This is a genomic window from Streptomyces solitudinis (assembly GCF_036323765.1).
Lineage (GTDB): Bacteria > Actinomycetota > Actinomycetes > Streptomycetales > Streptomycetaceae > Streptomyces.
This window is the reverse complement of record NZ_JAZDCW010000008.1, coordinates 71569-90221: the sequence shown is the minus strand read 5'-3', so window position 1 is coordinate 90221 and position 18653 is coordinate 71569. Positions and strand designations below refer to the sequence as shown.

General features: G+C 75.9%; 17 protein-coding genes. 3 read left to right on the top strand and 14 right to left on the bottom strand.

From position 1 onward, the window contains the following. Positions 1-2: 2 nt before the first annotated feature. From V1J52_RS20365 to V1J52_RS20335, 7 genes are all read right to left on the bottom strand, one after another. Positions 3-1253, bottom strand: coding sequence for an alanine racemase (locus V1J52_RS20365; protein ID WP_330141353.1), 1251 nt, complete (start codon positions 1251-1253; stop codon positions 3-5). Between the two features lie 102 nt (positions 1254-1355). Continuing rightward, a complete protein-coding gene (locus V1J52_RS20360) occupies positions 1356-1988 on the bottom strand; it encodes an N-acetyltransferase (protein ID WP_330141352.1) in 633 nt (210 codons plus the stop codon). A gap of 53 nt (positions 1989-2041) precedes the next feature. Further along, on the bottom strand, positions 2042-3556 hold the full coding sequence (locus V1J52_RS20355) for a pyridoxal phosphate-dependent decarboxylase family protein (RefSeq protein WP_330141351.1): 1515 nt from the start codon (positions 3554-3556) through the stop codon (positions 2042-2044). After that, a complete protein-coding gene (locus tag V1J52_RS20350; protein WP_330141350.1) occupies positions 3553-4989 on the bottom strand; it encodes a diaminobutyrate--2-oxoglutarate transaminase family protein in 1437 nt (478 codons plus the stop codon). Before V1J52_RS20350 ends, V1J52_RS20355 begins: the two co-directional genes overlap by 4 nt. A gap of 212 nt (positions 4990-5201) precedes the next feature. Then, the gene (locus tag V1J52_RS20345) at positions 5202-6119 is read right to left on the bottom strand and encodes an ABC transporter ATP-binding protein (RefSeq protein ID WP_330141349.1); all 918 of its coding nucleotides are present in this window, start codon (positions 6117-6119) and stop codon (positions 5202-5204) included. Beyond that, the gene (locus V1J52_RS20340; protein WP_330141348.1) at positions 6119-7261 is read right to left on the bottom strand and encodes a FecCD family ABC transporter permease; all 1143 of its coding nucleotides are present in this window, start codon (positions 7259-7261) and stop codon (positions 6119-6121) included. The genes V1J52_RS20345 and V1J52_RS20340 overlap by 1 nt, the downstream gene beginning before the upstream one ends. Further along, a complete protein-coding gene (locus V1J52_RS20335) occupies positions 7258-8259 on the bottom strand; it encodes a FecCD family ABC transporter permease (RefSeq protein ID WP_330141347.1) in 1002 nt (333 codons plus the stop codon). Before V1J52_RS20335 ends, V1J52_RS20340 begins: the two co-directional genes overlap by 4 nt. Before the next feature lie 137 nt (positions 8260-8396). Here V1J52_RS20335 and V1J52_RS20330 point away from each other — a divergent pair, with 137 nt between their 5' ends. Next, positions 8397-9410: an ABC transporter substrate-binding protein gene (locus V1J52_RS20330; protein WP_330141346.1), complete on the top strand. Its 1014-nt coding sequence runs from the start codon at positions 8397-8399 to the stop codon at positions 9408-9410. Positions 9411-9454: 44 nt separating this feature from the next. On the opposite strand, the gene V1J52_RS20325 is transcribed toward V1J52_RS20330, so the two are convergent. From V1J52_RS20325 to V1J52_RS20310, 4 genes are all read right to left on the bottom strand, one after another. Beyond that, the gene (locus V1J52_RS20325; protein WP_330141345.1) at positions 9455-10255 is read right to left on the bottom strand and encodes a (2Fe-2S)-binding protein; all 801 of its coding nucleotides are present in this window, start codon (positions 10253-10255) and stop codon (positions 9455-9457) included. Positions 10256-10439: 184 nt separating this feature from the next. Then, positions 10440-10826: an STAS domain-containing protein gene (locus V1J52_RS20320; RefSeq protein WP_330141344.1), complete on the bottom strand. Its 387-nt coding sequence runs from the start codon at positions 10824-10826 to the stop codon at positions 10440-10442. Continuing rightward, the gene (locus tag V1J52_RS20315) at positions 10823-11944 is read right to left on the bottom strand and encodes a cobalamin B12-binding domain-containing protein (protein WP_330141343.1); all 1122 of its coding nucleotides are present in this window, start codon (positions 11942-11944) and stop codon (positions 10823-10825) included. Before V1J52_RS20315 ends, V1J52_RS20320 begins: the two co-directional genes overlap by 4 nt. Continuing rightward, positions 11941-13551, bottom strand: a complete 1611-nt coding sequence (locus V1J52_RS20310) for a SpoIIE family protein phosphatase (protein WP_443075890.1) — start codon at positions 13549-13551, stop codon at positions 11941-11943. The genes V1J52_RS20315 and V1J52_RS20310 overlap by 4 nt, the downstream gene beginning before the upstream one ends. Positions 13552-13761: 210 nt before the next feature. Here V1J52_RS20310 and V1J52_RS20305 point away from each other — a divergent pair, with 210 nt between their 5' ends. Together V1J52_RS20305 and V1J52_RS20300 are read left to right on the top strand one after the other, a co-directional pair. Then, entirely contained in the window at positions 13762-14124 is a 363-nt protein-coding gene (locus tag V1J52_RS20305) for an STAS domain-containing protein (protein WP_330141342.1), read from the top strand. 118 nt (positions 14125-14242) lie between these two features. Then, positions 14243-14656, top strand: coding sequence for an ATP-binding protein (locus V1J52_RS20300; RefSeq protein WP_330141341.1), 414 nt, complete (start codon positions 14243-14245; stop codon positions 14654-14656). A gap of 53 nt (positions 14657-14709) precedes the next feature. On the opposite strand, the gene pepN is transcribed toward V1J52_RS20300, so the two are convergent. From pepN to V1J52_RS20285, 3 genes are all read right to left on the bottom strand, one after another. After that, positions 14710-17286, bottom strand: coding sequence for an aminopeptidase N (pepN, locus tag V1J52_RS20295; RefSeq protein WP_330141340.1), 2577 nt, complete (start codon positions 17284-17286; stop codon positions 14710-14712). A 76-nt stretch (positions 17287-17362) separates the two neighbouring features. Then, positions 17363-17677, bottom strand: coding sequence for a chorismate mutase (locus tag V1J52_RS20290; RefSeq protein WP_330141339.1), 315 nt, complete (start codon positions 17675-17677; stop codon positions 17363-17365). Positions 17678-17764: 87 nt separating this feature from the next. Beyond that, entirely contained in the window at positions 17765-18652 is an 888-nt protein-coding gene (locus V1J52_RS20285) for an NAD(P)-dependent oxidoreductase (RefSeq protein WP_330141338.1), read from the bottom strand. Position 18653 lies beyond the last annotated feature (1 nt).

Sequence of the window (18653 nt, the reverse complement as noted above, 5' to 3'; positions counted from 1 at the left end):
GGTCACAGGAGGTGGCGTTCGGCCGCCGGGTGGCCGAGGAAGTGCGGCATGGCGAACTCCCAGCCGTAGGAGCCGGCGTTGGGGAAGACGACGACGTCACCGGCGCGCAGGCGCCCTACGCGCACGTCCCGCAGGAGGGTGTCCTCGGGGGTGCACAGTTCGCCCACGACGGTGACGGTCGTGTCCTCGGCCGCCGGGCGGGGGCAGCCGGCGGGCCACTCCTCGACGGGCAGGACAGTGATGTTGTGGACGATGTCCCAGGACGTCGGGAGCTGGAAGTGGTTGATGCCGCCGCGCAGCATGGCGAACCAGTGTCCGTAGGAGTTCTTGACGTCGGTGACCTCGGCGGCGTACCAGCCGCAGTCCGCGACGAGGTACCGCCCCGGTTCCAGGATGACCTTCGCGCCGGACGGCGGCGGGGTGTCGGCGATCAGCTCCGCGAAGCGGGCGACGTCGAAGGGCTTCTCCCCCTCGTCGAAGGCGACGCCGATGCCGCCGCCGGTGTCGATGTGCCGCAGGTCGAGCCCGGCGGCGCGGGCGGTCTCGGCCGCCCAGGTGACGCACCAGCGGACGTAGGCGGCGTGGGCCTCGGCGTCGAGGTTGCCGGAGGCGGCGTGCACGTGGAAGCCGGTGATGTCGAGCGCGGGCAGCGCGCGGGCGGCTTCGAGGACGGCGGGCACGTCGGGCTCGGCGACGCCGAAGGCGGAGGGCTCGCCGCCCATGCGCAGGGATCCGGTGACGGGGATGTGGGCGGGGTTGACGCGCAGCGCGACGCGCGCGGTGGTGCCCAGTTCCTGCGCGATGCGGCTGATGCGGTGCAGTTCCAGCAGGCTTTCGGCGTTGACGGCCTCCACCTGGGCGCGCACGAGGTCGGTGAGGACGGCGACGGACTTGGCCGGTCCGGCGGCGACAAGGGGCGGCGGCGCGTCCTGCCCGGCGGGGGACAGGGCGGCGCGGGCGAGGGCCAGTTCGCTGCGGGAGGCGACCTCGAAGCCGTCCACGTGCGGGGCGAGGCCGTCCAGCACGCCGGGGAAGGAGTTGGCCTTGACGGCGTAGTAGACGGCCGCCCACTCCGGCAGGGCGGAGCGCAGTTCGCGGGCGCGGGCGGCGGCGGTGTCCGGGTCGTACAGGTAGGCCGCCAGCGGTGCGCGGGTCCGGGCCAGTTCGGCGAGGCGCGCGCGGACCGGTTCGGGCAGGACGGTCAGCGGGTGGGCGGCGCGGGGCGCGGCGGAGGGCGGGAGCTGGATGGACACGGGTTCTGCCTTGCCTGGGTCGGGGGCGGGGCGGGCACGGCGGGGGCGCGCGGGTCGGGCGCACCCCCGGGGGAGGCGGCGTGGCGGCCGGGGCTGGTGGCGTCAGCGGCGGCGGAGCCGGTCGAGCGTACCGACGACCATGGTGTGCGGGCGCCAGCCGGGGTACGGCTCGACGGTCCCGGCCTGCTCGAAGCCGTAGGCGGCGTAGCGGCCGAGGACGACGGTGTTGCCGTCCGCGATGAGGGCGGCGGCGCGCTCCTCGGTACGGCGGGCCAGGAAGTGCTGGAAGAGGGTGGCGCCGACGTGGGAGCGGCGCCAGGCGGGCGCGACGAGGAGTTCGCACACCCCGACGGTGCGGCCCGGGTACTCCCGGACGAACTCCGGGTCGGGGCTGGGGGTCAGGCCCTCCCACCACAGGGTGTCGGTGGGCAGGGTGTAGCCGTAGAGGTATCCGGCCACGGCCCCGGCTCCCCCGGCCGTGCCGTCCGCGCCGTCGTGCACCGCGGCGACCAGGGCGAAGCCGGGGCGCCGGGCGTGGCGGCACAGCCGTTCGGCGATGGGCGGGTCGCAGTGGTCACTCAGCTCGATGGCGTGGGCGTAGACGTCCTCGTAGGCGCGCGCCCACGGCGCCGGGTCGGCGGCGACCTGCTCACCTCTGTGGTGCTCGATGCGCAGCCCGGGCGGGAGCTGCCCGGTTATGCCCGCGGGCGCCTCGGTGGTGGGGCTGGGGGACAACGTTCCCTCCGGAGGGTCGAACGAACGGCTGAATTAGGCGAGCCTAAGCTAATTCAGAGGGTGGAGCTTTCCAAGCGGGCCTGTGCCGGGAGCCGCACGACCGTCAGGTCCGCGTCCGGTTCGGCCCGTTCGGCGACCTGTTTCAGCAGGGCCTCCAGGTCCGCCGCGGCCGTCTGCGGGTGCAGCAGGGTGGCCTTGAGCCACAGCCGCTGCGTCCCGTCGGCGTCGGCGGCCCTGGCGCGGCCGAGCACCGCCCGTCCCTCGTGCAGCAGCTCGCGGCGGATCCCGGCGACCAGTTCGTCGCCGGCCGCGTCCGGCAGCAGGTCGGCGGCGACCGGGCGGAACAGCACCGTGCTGATGCCGACGGTTCCCGGGCGGCGGCGCAGCGCGGGGTGCGCGTCGAGGGCGTCCGCCAGCTCCCGCGCCGTGCGCACGCAGTGCTCCACGACGTCGCCGAGCCCGGTGCGGCCGAGCGCCCGCAGGGTGACGGCGATCTTGAGCGCGTCCGGGCGCCGGGAGGTGCGCACCGAGCGGCCCAGCAGGTCCGGCAGTCCGGCCTCGGTGTCGTCGTCGGCGTTGAGGTAGTCCGCGCGCAGCGACAGGGCCTCCAGCAGCGCGGCGTCGGGGACGGCGAGCACGCCCGCGGCGACGGGCTGCCAGCCGAGCTTGTGCAGGTCGAAGGTGACCGAGGCGGCGTGCTCGATGCCGCGCAGCTGCCCGGCCAGGCGGTCGCTGAACAGCAGCGGCCCGCCGTAGGCGGCGTCCACGTGCAGTTCGGCGCCGTGCAGGGCGGCGACGCGGGCGAGTTCGGGCAGCGGGTCGATGAGCCCTTCGTCGGTGGTGCCCGCGGTGGCGACGACGAGGGCGGGCGCGCCGCCGTCCCCGGCCAGCTCCGCCAGGAGGCGGTCCACGTCGGCCGGCACCATGCGTCCGTCCTCGCAGCGGACGGGCACCGGTGCGGGCAGGCCCAGCATCCAGGCCGCCCGGTGCACGCTGTGGTGCGCGTTCGTGCCCGCCAGCACCCGCAGCGGCCGCTGCCCGCCGGTGCGTTCGCGGGCGCGTTCGCGTGCCAGGAGCAGGGCGACGAGGTTGGACTCGGTGCCGCCGCTGGTGATCAGGGCGTCGGGCCGCTCCCGCCCCGGGTAGACGAGCCCGGCCAGCGCGCCGGTCACCTCCTCCTCCACGACGGCGGCGGCCGGGGCCTGGTCCCAGGAGTCCATCGAGGGGTTGAGCGCGGAGGCGGCGAGGTCGGCGGCGACGGCGACGGCCAGCGGCGGGCAGTGCAGGTGGGCGACGCAGTGCGCCTCACCGGGGTCGGCGGCGCCCTCGGCGGTGGCCCGCACGGTGGCGTAGAGGGCGTCGGAGGCGCCGACGCCCCGCTCGGGCAGCACCGGTGTGACGAGCTGCCGGGTGCGGGCGCTGACGGCGTCGGGGCCGCCGGGGGGCAGCGGTCCGCCGCGGGCGGCGGCTCCGTCAGCGAGGGCGTCCAGCGCGACGCTGGTCAGGGCGCGCAGGGCCCGGGGCTCACCGGCCCCGGCGGCGACGGCGGTGTCGGGGAACTGGCTCATGCGGCGTGCTCCACGTCGGTGCGTGCGGCGGAACGGGCGTCGGTGCGGTCCGTGCCGGGAGCGGCGGGGGGCGTGCCGCCGCCGGCGGTGGGGCCCTCGTCGCGTGCGGCGGTGAGGGCCTCGGCGAGACGGGCGAGGACGGAGTCGGCCTGGGCGTCGGTGAGCACCAGCGGCGGCAGCAGCCGCAGCACGGTGCCGTCCCGGCCGCCGAGTTCGAGCATCAGTCCGCGTTCCAGACAGGCGGCCTGGACGGCGCGGGCGTAGCGGGGGTGGCCGGGACGGGCGCCCAGCGCTCCCGGTTCGGCGTCCGGGTCCACGAGTTCGGCGCCGGTCATCAGGCCGCGTCCGCGCACGTCCCCGATGGCCGGGTGCTCGGCGGCCAGCGCGCGCAGCGCGCCGCGCAGCCGGTCGCCGAGTTTGCGCGCGTGTTCGGCGAGCTGCTCCTCGGCGACGGTGCGCAAGGTGATCTCACCGGCCACCATGGCGAGGGTGTTGCCGCGGAAGGTGCCGGTGTGGTCGCCGGGCTGCCAGGCGTCGAGTTCGGGGCGGTAGGCGATGAGAGCGAGCGGCAGCCCGCCGCCGACGGCCTTGGAGGTCACGAGGATGTCGGGCGTGACGCCCGCGTGCTCGCAGGCCCAGAAGTCGCCGGTGCGGCCGACGCCCGTCTGGACCTCGTCCACCACCAGGACGATGCCGTGCGCCTTCGTGATGCGCCGGATCTCGCGCAGCCAGGCGTCGGGGGCCTCGATGACGCCGCCCTCGCCCTGCACGACCTCCAGGATGACGGCGGCCGGGGTGGCGACCCCACTGGAGGGGTCGGTGAGGTAGCTCTCCAGCAGGCGTGCGGACAGCCGCGCGCCCTCCTCGCCGCCCACGCCGAACGGGCAGCGGTAGGGGTGCGGGAAGGGCAGCCGGGTGACGGGCTGCGCGGTGGCGGGGCCCTGCCCGTCGGCGCCGCGCATCCGCTGCGGCCCGGAGACGGAGGAGGCGCCCAGCGTCATGCCGTGGTAGGCACCGGTGAAGGCGACGACGCCCTGGCGGCCGGTGGCGGTGCGGGCGAGCTTGAGCGCGGCCTCGACGGCGTCGGTGCCGGCGGGGCTGCAGAAGTGCAGCTTGGCGTTGTCGCGCAGGGTGCCGGGGAGGCGGGTGAGCAGTTCGGCGCTGAAGGCGTCCTTCTGCGGCGTGATCATGTCCAGCGCGTGCAGGGGCACGCCGGAGTCCAGCGCGTCCTTGAGCGCGGCGATGACGCGCGGGTGGTTGTGGCCGAGCGCGAGGGTGCCCGCGCCGGAGAGGCAGTCGAGGTAGGTGCGGCCGTCGGCGCCGGTGACCTCGGCTCCGGCGGCGGCGACGGGGGCGACGGGGAGGGTGCGCGCGTAGGTGCGGGCGGCGGACTCGCGTCGCGCCTGGCGGTCGAGGAGTTGAGCACGCAGCATGGCGTCTGGCCCTTCGGTCACGGTGTCGACAACGCGCGGTGACGGTGCGCGGCAGACCCGGCCGGGGGTCACACCGGCCGGGGCGGTACTTAGGTTAGCCTAACCTGCGACGTACGCCGAGTGGGCCGCCAGGACGGTTCGGCCCGGCGCCGGCGCAGGCCGACCCCGGGCTGAGGAACGGGAGTTGGGCGGGCGGGGTTACGGACCTCCCGTCACCGCCGCGGGGACCCGGCGGACTTCCCCCCGAGTGGCCCAGCGGCCCCGTCCCCGGCCGCCGCGGCGGGCCGGTCGTGGCGGCTGAGCGGGACGACGAGGGGCGTGCCGGTCTCCTCGTCCGTGCGGACCCGGGCGCGCAGCCCGAAGACGTCCGCCAGCAGTTCCTCCGTCAGCACCTCGGCGGGCGCGCCGCTCGCCGCGACGCGGCCGTCCTTCATGGCCACCAGCCGGTCCGCGTACCGGGCGGCCAGGGACAGGTCGTGCAGGACGAGGACGACGGTGCGCCCGGTCTCCTGGTGCAGCTCGCGCACCAGGTCCAGGACCTCGATCTGGTGGGCGAGGTCCAGGTGGTTGGTCGGCTCGTCCAGCAGCAGCAGTTCGGTGTCCTGCGCGAGCGCCATGGCGATCCAGGCGCGCTGCCGCTGGCCGCCCGAGAGCTCGTCCAGCGTGCGTTCCGCCAGCTCCCAGGTGCCGGTGGCGCGCAGCGCCTGCTCGACGACCGCCTCGTCGTGCGCGGACCAGCGCCGGTACCAGCTCTGGTGCGGATGGCGTCCCCTGGCCACCAGGTCGGCGACGCTGAGCCCCTCCGGGGCGGCCGGGTTCTGCGGCAGCAGGCCGACCAGGCCGGCGACCGTCCGGGTCGGCAGCGTGTGCAGGGGGGAGCCGTCCAGCAGCACCCGCCCGCCGCGCGGCTTCATCAGGCGCCCGAAGGCCCGCAGCAGCGTGGACTTGCCGCAGCCGTTCGGGCCGATGATCGCGGTGACCGAGCCGTCGGGCACCGACAGGTCCAGCTCGTGCACGACGGTCCGTTCGCCGTACCCCAGGGTCAGCCGCTCGGCGCACAGCCGGACGCGCGGGGCGGGGGCGGGGGCGGGGAGGGCGGCGGAGACCGGGTGGCGGACGGTGTCGGTCATCAGGTGCGGGCCTTTCCGCTGCGGATCAGCAGGTACAGCAGGTAGGGGGCGCCGAGCACCGCGGTGAGGATGCCGACGGGCAGTTCGACGCCGGGGAACGCCGTGCGTCCGAGCACGTCCGCCCACACGGTGACGGCCGCGCCCAGCAGCGCCGAGGCGAGCAGCGGCGGGTGGCCGCAGCGCAGCAGGCGCAGCGCGAGCTGCGGGGAGGCCAGCGCGACGAAGGCGACCGGCCCGGCGGCCGCGGTGGCGACGGCCGTCAGCAGCACCGCCGTGAGCAGCAGGGCGAGCCGGGCGCCGGTCATCCGCACGCCCAGTCCGCGCGCCGTGTCGTCGTCGAAGGCGAGGGCGCCGAACTGGTGGGAGAGCACGAGCGCCATCGGCAGCAGCACGGCCAGCGCCCAGCCGACGGGCACGGCGGTGGCCCAGCTGGTGGCGTTGAGGCTGCCGTTGAGCCAGATCAGGGCGCGGCCGGCGTCCACGATGTCGGCCTTGACGAGCAGCCAGGACAGCACGCTGGTGAGCGCCGCGTTGACGCCGACGCCGACCAGCAGCACCCGGTACCCGGTGATGCCGCGCCGCACGGCGAGCAGGTAGACGACGACGGCGGCGAGCAGCCCGCCGGTGACGGCGGCGCCGGGGACGCCGAGGTCGGCGAGCGGCCCGCTGACGGAGCCGTGGGCGCCGGCGAGGACGATGACGGACACGGCGCCGACGCCCGCGCCCGCGGTGATGCCCAGGATCTCGGGGCTGGCCAGCGGGTTGCGGGCGATGCCCTGGAGGATGGCGCCGGCCAGGGCGAGCGAGGCGCCGACGAGGGCGCCGACCACCGAGCGCGGCAGCCGCAGTTCCCACACCACCAGGTGGGCCGCGCCCTCACCGCCGCCCAGGAGGACCTCCACCACCTCCCCCGGGCTCAGCGGGAAGTCGCCGCGCCCGGTGTTGACGACGACGGCGGCGGCCAGCACGGCGGCGAGCACCAGCGGCACCAGGACGGTGCGCGGGCGCCACACGCCCGAGACGGGGCCCAGACGCAGCGGGGTACGGCCGGGGACGCGCGCGGCGGACCGCGGCACGCTCCCGCCGTCCGTGCGGGGCGGCTCGTCCGGTGCGGCCGGGCGGGCGGCCGGTGCCGCGCTCACAGCCGCACCGGCTTGCGGCGGCGGACGAGCTGGATGAAGACGGGCGCCCCGATGAGCGCGAGCATGATGCCGACCTGGAGTTCCCCGGGCCTGGCCACCACCCGTCCCAGTACGTCGGCGACGAGGACGAGAGCGCCGCCCAGCAGTCCGGCGTAGGCGATGACCCAGCGGTAGTCGGGACCGGTGAAGTACCGGCTGACATGCGTGGCGACGAGGCCCACGAAGCCGATCGGCCCGCAGGCGGCGACGGCCGAGCCGGTGAGCAGGGTGATGGCGGCCATGCCGACCGCGCGGGTCACCCCGAGGCGCACGCCCAGCGTGCGGGCGACGTCCTCGCCAAGCGACAGGGCGTTGAGCCCGGCGGCGTTGTACCCCGCCAGCAGCAGCCCGGTGACGACGAAGGGCAGGAGCTGGAGGGTGAAGTCCAGCGGACGTCCGCTCACGGCGCCGACCGTCCAGAAGCGGTAGGTGTCCAGCGCCTGCCGGTCGAAGATGACCATGCCCGCCGTCAGGGCGGTGAACAGGGCGTGGGCCGCGGCCCCGGCCAGCGCCAGGGTGACCGGGGTGGCGCCACCGCGCGCCAGGGAGCCGACGGAGTGCACGAGGACGGCGGCCATGAGCGTGCCGAGGAAGGCGAACCACACGTACCCGTAGAGGCTGGTGACGCCCAGCAGGAACACGGCGCCCACCACCCACACCCCGGCCCCCGCGCTCAGCCCGAGGAGGACGGGGTCGGCGATGGGGTTGCGGGTGTGGCCCTGCATGAGCGCACCGGCGACCCCGAGGGCGACCCCGGCGACGAGGGCGAGCACGGTACGGGGCAGGCGCAGCGAGTGGACGATGACGCCGGCTTCCGAACCGTCCGCGCCCCACAGACCGTTCCAGACCTCGGCCGCGCTCAGCGCCTTGGAGCCGAAGGCGACGCTGGCGAGCAGCGCGGCCGCCAGCACGGCCACCAGGACGAGCAGGCCCGTCCACCGCTTCCGGGTGCGTTCCACCGCGACCTGCCGCCGTCGCCCCGCACGGGGTGGCGCAGATAGCGCTTCGATCACGATCTCCTCCGCCGCGCGGTGCAGTAAATTAGGCGAGCCTATCCTTACAGCGCACTATCCCGCGAGAGAAGGGGACCCCCCTGATGAGAGCCCGTCTGCTCACCCGAGTCGGCCGCACCGCCGGCGCACTCACCGTCGCCGCCGGCCTGTTCGCGACCGCCGCCTGCACCAGCGGCTCTGACCAGGATACGGACGCGCAGAGCGGCTCGTCCCCCGCCGCATCCGACGCGGCCTTCCCGCGGACCGTCGAACACGCCATGGGCAGCACGGAGATCCCGGCGGAGCCCAAGCGCGTCGTCGCCCTCGACATGACCTTCGTGGACGCCACGTTCGCCCTGGAGGGCAGCCTCGTCGGCTACACCACCTTCACCGGCCCCGAGGAGGAACTGCCCCCGTACTTCGGCGAGGACATCGAGGCGTTCGGCGCCGAGGCCACCGAGGTCGGCACGCTGGAGGAGCCGAACCTGGAGAAGATCATCTCCCTGGAGCCGGATCTCATCCTGTCGGCGAAGGTGCGTCACGAGAAGCTGTACGACCAGTTGGAGAGCATCGCGCCGACCGTCTTCACCGAGGACACCGGCGCGACGTGGAAGGACAACCTGAGGCTCGTCGGCGAGACCCTGGGCAAGGAGGAGCTGGCCGAGGAGAAGACCGCCGCGTTCGAGGAGCGCGCGCGGACGATCGGTGACGCCGTCCGGGAGAAGGAGGGGACCAACCCGTCCGTCTCGGTGGTGCGCTTCGTGGACGGCCCGACGCGGCTGTACAAGGAGGACACCTACATCGGCGTCATCGTGAACGACCTCGGCTTCGACAAGCCGGAGGACGCCCGGGGCACCGGCTTCAACGCCGACATCTCCGAGGAGCAGATCGCCAGGGTCGACGCCGACGACATCTTCGTCACCGCCTACCCCGACCCGAACGGCGCCTCGGTGGCGAGCAAGGAGAAGTTCCAGGCGAACCCGCTGTGGGGCAAGCTGGAGGGTGAGGTGCACGAGGTGGACGACATCACCTGGATGATCGCCGTCGGCCTCTACGGCGCGCACGCGGTGCTCGACGACGTCGCCGGCACCTACGGGGTCGACCCGGCCCGCGCGTAACTGCCCGCCCGCCTCTCCCCCGCCCGCGCCGCGGCGACGCGCCGTCAGACGCGGCGCGGGCAGGAGGAGCAGAGCGGGGCGGCGGGGAAGGTGTAGTAGAGGCAGCAGTTGAGCCGGGTCCTGCTGCCGTCGGCGTGGAAGCGCGCGGCGCCGCTGTACGGCGGGGTGCCGCCGGGCAGGAGTGCGCCGGCGGCCGCGGCGGCGGCCCGCTCGTCACCCAGCAGGGTGCCCAGGTAGCCGAGGCCGTCGGCCAGTTCGTCGGTGGCGACGCCCCACATGCCGCGCGGGCCGCGCCGCAGCAGCGGGCCGAAGGCGTCCAGGACGGGGGCCAGGTGGGCCGCGACGGCCGCGCGCAGCTCCGCCCGCAGCGCTTCGCCGTCCGGCACCGTGCGGACGCCGGGCAGTCCGGCGGCCGGGTCGCCGGGGAGGCAGCTGATCCGCGCGGGTGCGAGGGCGAGGACTTTCTCGCCCTCGTGGTAGGCGAGGCGTCCCGTCTCCAGCCACGGGACGCGGGCCTCCAGGTGCCAGGGGCCGCTCATGGCCAGGCAGGCCACGAAGGCGTACTGGTGCAGGACTTCGGTGGCCGCGACGTCCGGGCGCGGTGCGGCCCCGTGGGTCTGCCGCATGCCCCGGGCCGCCCGCTCGACCAGGGCCTCCCGCACGGCGGCGTCGTCGGCGAGCGCCCGCCCGGTCAGCCAGCCCTCCCCCCGCGGGGACTCGGTGGTGACGCGCAGCAGCGGGAAGACGGCGTCGAAGCGGGCGTAGACGGCGGCGGCCAGGGAGCCGTGGCGGGACGGGACGGCGGACCCGGCGGGCACGCCGGGCGGTGCGGCGGTGGCGGACACGGGCACCCCTCAGGCTGGCGGGACGGCTACTCGTCAGGTAAGCCTCACCTTAAGCCGGTGGCCCGACCGCCGACACCCCCGCCGCACCGGCCCCGGCGCGGGCCGGACGGGCTGGACGCGGCCGGATGGGCTGGACGCGACGGACGCGGCCGGCGGGGCAGTTCGCCCGGCACCCTCACGGGCGTCAGCCGTCGCGGGTGACGCGGTCCTCCTGGGACGGCCCGGCCCGCTCCGCCCCGCCCACGAGGTGCCCGAGCGTGCCGGTGATGGTCAGGAGCCGCTCCAGGGACGGCGGGCGCCGGTCGAGGTGCAGGAGCACCCCGGCCTCGGTGGTGCGGCGGTGGACCATCAGCAGCGCGGCCAGGCCCATGGAGTCGCAGGTGCCCAGCTCCGCGCAGTCCAGCCGCAGGTGCCGCACCGCGCCGCCGTGCACGGCGAGCTGCCGGGTGACGACGTCGGTCAGGTGGTCGGCACTGTCGTAGTCGAGGTCACCGCCGAGCGCGATGCGCAGGGTGCCGGCGTCCAGGGGACGCGGGGTGAGCTGGAGCGGGCGGGGCGCGGGTGCGGTCATACGGGTCGTCCAGGGCCGGAGAGGGTGTGGGTGAGGGCGTCGCGTCCCTGGCCGATCACGGCGGTGGCGCGGGGGAGGTCCCGCAGGCCGTCACCGAGGAGGTCCAGGGCCGGCAGGAGGGAGCGGGCGGGCACGCCGCGCGCGGTGAGCACGTCCGCGGTCCAGGTGAGGAAGGACGTGAAGAGCGCGGCGTCGTCGGTGTAGAGGGCGGCGGCCAGGAAGTCCACGAGGTGGGCGAGGTCCTGCGCGGTGTGTTCCCGCTGCCGCTCGTCGTACTCCCGCAGCGCCGGGAACCGCTCCAGGAGGCCGGTGAAGGTCTCCCGCACCAGGCGCCGGGCCGACCTCGTCACCAGCGTGTACTCCTGGTCGGCGAGGTGCGGCAGGCCGCCCGCGGCCTGGTGGGCGGCGGGCCGCACGAGCGGCCGCTCCAGGCGGCCGGCGGCGCCGCGGGCGTCGGGCGCCCAGCCGTCCGCGCCGCACAGCCGCGCGTAGCGTCCGTCCGGGCCGAACGCGGCCCCGCCGGCGAGGACGGGGACCCCCGCGGCCTGGCAGGCCGCGATGGTGGCGTGCGCGGTGGGCAGCCGGGTGGCCAGGGAGCCGGAGAGGGCGACGGCGTCGGCCCCGGTCAGGTGCAGGTGCTCGACGAGGTGCGGGAGGGGGACCTGCGCGCCGAGGAAGTCCACGCGCCAGCCGCGCAGCCGCAGCACTTCGGCCAGCAGCCGGGCGGGCAGGGCGTGCCACTCGCCGTCCACGCAGGCCACGGTGACCCGGCCCCGCACGGGCCCGTGCGCCGCGCCGGTCCTGGCGGCGGGGTGGTGGGCGAGGGCGGCCATGACGCGCTCGTTGATGGCGGTGGCCGTGTGCTCCTGGGCGACGGTCATGCGGTTGGCCGCCCACTCGGTGCCGACGCGGCGCTGGACCGCCGCCAGGACGTCGAGGAGGAACGCCTCCGGGTCCAGACCGGCGTCCAGGACGGCGAAGGCGGTGCGGACGGCGGCCTGTTCGTCCCCGGCGGCCACGGCGTCCCACAGCCGCCCCGCCCATCCCGCGGCGCCGCGGGGCCCCGGCACCTCCCGCGGGCGCGGCGGCGGGGAGGCGGATGAGGTGTGCGTCGTCATGAGGTGAACCTGCCCGGCGTGTGGCCGTCCACCGCACTGAGATGCGCGCCGCGCGGCGCGGTGATGGCCACGACGGCCATGTCGTCGTGGACGTTCGCGCCGGTCCACTGGGCCGCCAGCATCTGCACGTGCTCGACGACGGCCTCGGCCGGCATGCCCGCGCAGTGGGACAGCGTCTCCGCCAGCCGGTCCTCGCCGAACATGGCGTCCCCCAGCGGGCCGCCCCTGGCCTCGGTGACGCCGTCGGTGAACAGCAGGCACGTCTCCCCCGGCGCGAGCCGGAGCCGGGCGGTGCGGGCGCCGATCTCGGGGAGCGCGCCGACGAGGCTGCCGGCGGTGTCCACGGTCTCGACGCGGCCGTCGGCGCGCACGACCAGCGGCGGCGGGTGTCCGGCGCTGGTGACCCGCAGCGCGACGTGGTCGCCCTCCCGGGCGGCGGAGGCCAGGACGAGGGTGGCGAAGCGGGTGTGGTGGGAGCTGAGCAGGGCCCCGTTCAGCAGGCGCAGCATCCGCTGGTGGTCGTCGGCCATCGGCAGGAGTGCCTGGAGGGTGTTGCGGATCTTCCCGGCGAGCACGGCCGCCTCCAGGCCCTTGCCGCACACGTCGCCGAGGACCGCGAGGGACACGCCGCCCGCGGCGGCGGGGTGCACGTCGTAGAAGTCGCCGCCGATCCGTTCGCTCGTGCCCGAGGGCCGGTAACCCGCGGCGAACTCGACGCCGTCGAGGTGGCGCAGCGGCGGGGGCAGCAGCTCCCGCATCAGGGTCTCGGTGATCCGCGCCTGCTCGGCGTACATGCGCGCGGCGGACAGCGCCGCCCCGGCCCGGGCCGCGAACATCCGGGCGAACAGCTCCTCGTCCCCGGTGAACGCGTCCCGGCCGGTGCGCCGCAGCAGGACGAGCGCGCCCGCGGGGGCGCCGTGCCCCGGCAGCGGGGTGACGACCATGGAGCCGACCGGGCCGAACCCGCCGGGCACCAGCCACTGCGGTGCCGCGCTCGGGTCCGCCCACCGCGAGGGGACCGGCGGGGAGCCCTGGAGCGCCTCGGCCAGGCCCGGCACCGCCGCCGGGTCCCCTTCGGCGGTCATCCGGAACGGCGGGCCGTCGCCGGCGCATCCGACGACGGACAGGGCTCGGCCCCTGGCCGCCGGGGCGAACACCACGGCCGCGTCGGCCAGGTGCCGGGACGCCAGTTCGGCCGTCACCTCCATGCACCGGTCCAGGTTGAGCGAGGACAGGAGCCGGTTCGACGCCTCGGCGAGGAAGGCGGTGCGTTCCCGTTCGTGGCGCAGCGACTCCTCGGCCAGCCGGTGCTCGGTGTCGTCCACCAGCCACCAGGCCACGCCGCCGTCGTCCAGCGGCGTGGGGTGGGCGGCGAAGCTGCGTCCGGCGGCGCGGCCGCGGGCCGGCTCGTCCGGCACGGCGGCGGGCCCGCCGCCAGGGGGCGGCGCGCTGAGCCTGCGGTGGGCGGCGCCCAGCCAGCCGGGTGCCACGTCGTCGACGGGTCTGCCCGGGGCCGCGCGGGGGAAGAGGGCGCGAGCCGCCTCGTTGACCTCCCGCACGGTGCCGGAGGCGTCGATCAGCACGACGGGGCAGGGCGCGGCCCGCAGGACGGGGCCGCCCCTGAGACCGTCGGGGAACGGTTTCGCGGAACTCTCCACACGGCAGGCCCCGGGGGGCCGGGGCCGCTCACCTCTCATCTCCTACGACGGAACGTTGCCCTCAGGCAACCATCCGCCATGCGGCGCCGTGACGCAACTCCCTCCTTCCCGGGCACCTCCGGGGGCGCCACCGGGTTCCCGCCCTGCCAAAATGGGGGCATGATCGATGAGCCGGACACCGTCGTCACGCAGGCCGACGGGACAGCGACGTTCTCCGTACGGGTCGTGCGGGAGATCGACGTCGACAGTGCCCCCGCGCTGGAGGAGGCCCTCGCCCGCGCGCTGCGGTCGGACACGCGGCGGACCGTGGTGGACCTCTCCGAGACGGTGTTCGCCGACTCCACGATCCTGCACGTCCTCATGGAGGCGCGGCGGCGGCACGAGGCGGCCGGACGGCCGATGGTGGTGGCCGGCCCGCTCAGCGACGTGGTGCGCCGCCTCTTCGACGTCACCGGCACCGCGGCGTTCTTCGGCCTCGGGCCGGACGGCGGCACGGCCGCTTCCGCCGGGGCCGACGCGTAGGACGGCACGTGCGGGGCACCCGTGATTCCCGTTCGGTAACGGCCGGGCACGAAGGGCCGTCCAGCGGGCAGGGGGTTCCGTGGGGTGCGGAGGTGCGCCCGCGAGGAGTGGGAGCGGTGTGAAGAGCAGCCACACGGACAACGCGTCCGCCGACGAGGACGTACCGGTCAGCGCGGCGGACGCCCGCGCACGCGTCATGGCGGTGCTGAAGGCGCGCGAACGCGGGCCGGGCGGCCCGGCCGTGGGTGAGACGGCGCTGGCGGACGTGCTGCTGGTCACCTCCGAACTCGTCACGAACGCCATACGGCACGGCGGCGGCCTCACCCGCTTCGCCGCCGAGGTGACCGGCGGCGGGCTGCTGCTCACGGTGGGCGACGCCAGCGACGCCCTCCCGGTGAGCGTGCCGGGCCGGGAGGGGTTCGGCGCGGGCGGCTACGGCTGGCCGCTGGTCCACCGCCTCGCCGCGGACGTGAGCGTCACCCGGCTCCGGACGGGCGGCAAGCGCATCCGGGCCCTGGTGCCGCTCGGCTGAACCGGTGGACCGCCCCCGGAGGCCGGCCGGGCCCGGGGGCGGTCTGCGGGCGGCTACCCGGCGGCCCCGTCCCGCCCCGCCGCGGCCCCGGCGGCGGTGCGGACGCGCAGGGCGCGGCGCAGGTCGTCGAGCTGGTCGGCGAGCGGGCGGCGCAGCGCGGGCGGCACGGAATCCCCGGCCAGGCACGCCTCCCCCCGGCGCAGCACCTCGGGCTCGGCCAGGGTGCGCGGGAAGGCCGCGGTGGCGGCGAAGTGCGCGAGGGACGCGCCGCGCCGTCCGGCCAGCTCCACGGCGGCGGTGAAGTACCGCTCGGCGTAGGGCCGCACCAGGCCGGTGTGCTCGGCGTGCCAGAAGCCCTGCGCGGTCGCGGTGAACAGGTAGTTGGACAGCGCGTCGGCGGGACCGAACATCGCGTCCCACGCGGCGGCCTTGGCCTCGGCCGTGGGCAGCGCGGCGCGGCAGCGGGCGGCGCCCTCCCGGCCGGTGGCGCTGGTGTCGCGCCGGGCCTCGGCGTCGATGTCCTCCCCGGTGGCGCCGCCGAGGACGGCGAGCCGGTGCAGGAGCTGCCAGCGCAGCTCCTGGTCGAGGGCCGGGCCGCCCGGCACCGTGCCCGCCCGGAGCCAGGCGGCCATGCCGGCGGGGTCGGTGGCCGAGGCGACGGCGCCGCGGACGGCGATGAGCCGCAGCCCGCGGCCGGTGTCGCCGGCGGTGCGCTCCAGCAGCTCGTGGCAGACGGCGTGCAGCGCCGCCAGCGCCTCCGGGCGCCGCTGCGGGGGCAGCATCCGGTCGGCGACCTCGGTGCGGGCGAACTGGAGGACGGCCTGCACGACGGCGTTGTCCGTCTCCCGCGGCAGGTGCGCGCGGACGGCCTCCAGGTAGGAGCCGGGCGGCAGTTCCCCGTCCCGGACCATGTCGCGCGCGGCGTTCCACACGACGGCGCGGGTCAGCGCGTCGGGCAGCCCGGACAGGGCCTCGCGGGCGGTGTCCCAGGAGGCCGGGTCCAGCCGGATCTTCGCGTAGGTGAGGTCGCCGTCGTTGAGCAGCACCAGGCCGGGGCGGGGCCCGGGGAAGTCGAGCGTGGTGGTGCCGCGCTCCTGGGGGACGTCCACGGGGGTGCGCTCACGCAGCACCAGCCGGCCGGGCGTGCCGTCTTCGGCGGCCCCTCCGGTGGCGTCGGGCTCCGCGCGGTCGTAGACGCCGACGAGCAGGCGGTGCGGCCGGGTGCCCTCGTGCCGCAGCCCGAGCCGCCAGCCGCCCTGGGCGGTCGCGGTCACCTCGGGGACGAGGGTGTCGGGGCCGCTGGTGCGCAGCCAGTGCTCGGCCCAGGTGTGCACGTCCTTGTCGGAGGCGCCGGACAGGGAGTCCAGGAAGTCGGCGAGGGTCGCGTTGCCGAACCGGTGCCGGGCGAAGTGGGCGTTGATGCCCGCCAGGAAGTCGCCGGGGCCGAGCCAGGCGACGAGCTGGCGCAGCGCCGAGGCGCCCTTGGCGTAGGAGATGCCGTCGAAGTTGAGCCGGGCGGCCTCGGTGTCGGGCACGTCGCGCGGGTCGGGGGCGACGGGGTGGGTGGACGGCCGCTGGTCGGCGTCGTAGCCCCAGCTCTTGCGGGCGATGGCGAAGTCCGTCCAGGTGTCCGTCCAGTGGGTGGCCTCGGCGAGCACCTGGAAGCCCATGTACTCGGCGAAGGACTCGTTCAGCCAGATGTCGTCCCACCAGCGCAGGGTGACCAGGTCGCCGAACCACATGTGGGCCATCTCGTGCGCGATGACCATGCCGCGGGTCTGGCGCTGGTTGTCGGTGACGGCGGAGCGGAAGACGAACTCGTCGCGGAAGGTGACCAGGCCCGGGTTCTCCATCGCGCCGGAGTTGAACTCGGGGACGAACGCCTGGTCGTAGGAGTCGAACGGGTAGGGCTCGTCGAACAGCTCGTGGTAGCGGTCGTAGCAGCGCCGGGTGATGGCGAACAGTTCCCCGGCGTCCGCGTCGAGGTGCTCGGCGAGCGACCGGCGCACGTGCAGCCCGAAGGGCAGCCCCGCGTGCTCGGTGCGCACGGAGTGGTAGGGGCCCGCCGCCACCGCCATGAGGTAGGTGCTCAGCCGCGGGGTGAGCGCGCACGTCCACCGGCCGGGCCGCCCCGGGTCCTGGGTGGCGACGCCGTTGCCCAGGACCGTCCAGTCCTCGGGGGCGGTGACGGCGACGGCGAACTCGGCCTTGAGGTCGGGCTGGTCGAAGCAGGCGAACACCAGGGGCGCGTCGGACTGGCAGCACTGGGTGTAGAGGTAGCTGAGCCCGTCGGCCGGGTCGGTGAAGCGGTGCATGCCCTCGCCGGTGTGCGAGTAGCGCATGTCCGCGGTGACGCGCAGCTCGTGCTCGCCCGGGGCCAGGCCGGTGAGCGCGAGGCGCCCGCCGTCGAAGGCGTCCGCGTCCAGCGCCCGGCCGTCCAGCTCCGCGCGGTGCAGGGCGGCGGGCCGCACCTCCGCGAACGTGTCCCCCGCCGCGCGGGCGGTGAACCGGATCGTGGTCACCGCACCGAACACGTCGTCGCCCCGGGTCAGGTCGAGGTCGATCGTGTAGCGGTGCACGTCGAGGAGTGCTGCTCGGGTCTGCGCTTCGCCGCGCGTCAGTACGGACATGGGGACATCGTGCCGCATGGGCCCCGCTCCGGCCGCCGGACCGGGTGGAGAAGCGGCCCCCGCCCGCGCCGGGGGTTCAGTCGTCCGTGCCGCCGGCCAGCGTCTCGTGGTGGCGGATGACCTCGGCGATGACGAAGTTGAGCAGCTTCTCGGCGAACGCCGGGTCGAGCCTGGCGTTCTCGGCGAGCTGCCGCAGCCGCGCGATCTGCCGGGCCTCGCGCGCCGGGTCGGCGGGCGGCAGGCGGTGGGCCGCCTTGAGACGGCCCACCTGCTGCGTGCACTTGAAGCGCTCGGCGAGCATGTGCACGACGGCCGCGTCGATGTTGTCGATGCTCTCCCGCAGCCGCGTCAGCTCGGCCCGCACGGACGCGTCGATCTCGCTGTTGGTCATGGTCCACGACCTTAGACGCGCGGCAGCGGGCCGGGCGCCGGCCGTCCACACCGTGAACGGCCGGCGCGCGCGGCGCGCTGTGCCCGGTCACTTCCCTTCCGCGCCTCCCAGGGTGTCGACGAGCCGGGAGTAGCTGTCCTTTCCGTGGCCCGCGGCGATGGCGCGGTCGGCGGCGTCCTTCGCGGCGGCGAGCACCCGCGTGTCGATGCCCCGGGAACCGGCGGTGTGGACGATGTGCTCCAGGCTGGCGGCGGCGGAGACGATGTTGCTGTCGTCACCGGGGTGGGTGCCGTCGTCGACGTTCGCGGCGAACTCGTCGATCACCCCGTCCATGATCCCGACGATGCCCTTGGCCAGCGGCGCCAGGTCACGGGCGGCGATGCCCTCCGCCTTGGCGACGGTGAGGGCGTGGACGTACCCGGTCATGGTCGTCCAGAACAGGTCCAGCAGCGAGACGTCGAACCCGGCGGCGCGGCCCGGGTCGGTGCCCAGGTACGTGCCGGTGCCGCCGAAGCTCGCCAGGGCGGACTCGTAGGCGCGGTAGACGTCCTCCGGGCCGCTGTAGAGCACGACGGCGTGCTCGGTGCCGATGGTGGCGGCCGGCGACATGATCGCGCCGTCCACGTAGTCGATGCCGTGCTCGATGGCCCACGCGGCCGTCCAGCGGGCCCGCTCGGGGGTGTCCGCGGTGAGGTTGACGACCGTCTTGCCGCGCAGGTCCTCCCCGAGGGGGCCGAGAACGGCGTGCGCGGCGTCGTAGTCGAGGACGCAGACGACGACGAGCGGCGAGGCGGCGACGGCTTCGGCGGCGGTCGCCGCCTCCGTCGCGCCGGCCTCCACCAGTTCCGGCGCGCGGCCGGGCGTGCGGTTCCAGAGGGTCACGGCGTGGCCGTTCCCCGCGAAGGCACCAGCCAGCGCCCGTCCCATCGGCCCGAGGCCGATGACGGTGACGGGGGTCTTGGCCTTGGCGTCCATC

What these genes read in the sequence shown, in the direction of transcription:
- V1J52_RS20355 (WP_330141351.1), bottom strand. Translation starts at nt 3,556, where the DNA reads ATGAGCCAGTTCCCCGACACCGCCGTCGCCGCCGGGGCCGGTGAGCCC.
- V1J52_RS20350 (WP_330141350.1), bottom strand. Translation starts at nt 4,989, where the DNA reads ATGCTGCGTGCTCAACTCCTCGACCGCCAGGCGCGACGCGAGTCCGCC.
- V1J52_RS20345 (WP_330141349.1), bottom strand. Translation starts at nt 6,119, where the DNA reads ATGACCGACACCGTCCGCCACCCGGTCTCCGCCGCCCTCCCCGCCCCC.
- V1J52_RS20330 (WP_330141346.1), top strand. Translation starts at nt 8,397, where the DNA reads ATGAGAGCCCGTCTGCTCACCCGAGTCGGCCGCACCGCCGGCGCACTC.
- V1J52_RS20320 (WP_330141344.1), bottom strand. Translation starts at nt 10,826, where the DNA reads ATGACCGCACCCGCGCCCCGCCCGCTCCAGCTCACCCCGCGTCCCCTG.
- V1J52_RS20315 (WP_330141343.1), bottom strand. Translation starts at nt 11,944, where the DNA reads ATGACGACGCACACCTCATCCGCCTCCCCGCCGCCGCGCCCGCGGGAG.
- V1J52_RS20305 (WP_330141342.1), top strand. Translation starts at nt 13,762, where the DNA reads ATGATCGATGAGCCGGACACCGTCGTCACGCAGGCCGACGGGACAGCG.
- pepN (WP_330141340.1), bottom strand. Translation starts at nt 17,286, where the DNA reads ATGTCCGTACTGACGCGCGGCGAAGCGCAGACCCGAGCAGCACTCCTC.
- V1J52_RS20290 (WP_330141339.1), bottom strand. Translation starts at nt 17,677, where the DNA reads ATGACCAACAGCGAGATCGACGCGTCCGTGCGGGCCGAGCTGACGCGG.
- V1J52_RS20285 (WP_330141338.1), bottom strand. Translation starts at nt 18,652, where the DNA reads ATGGACGCCAAGGCCAAGACCCCCGTCACCGTCATCGGCCTCGGGCCG.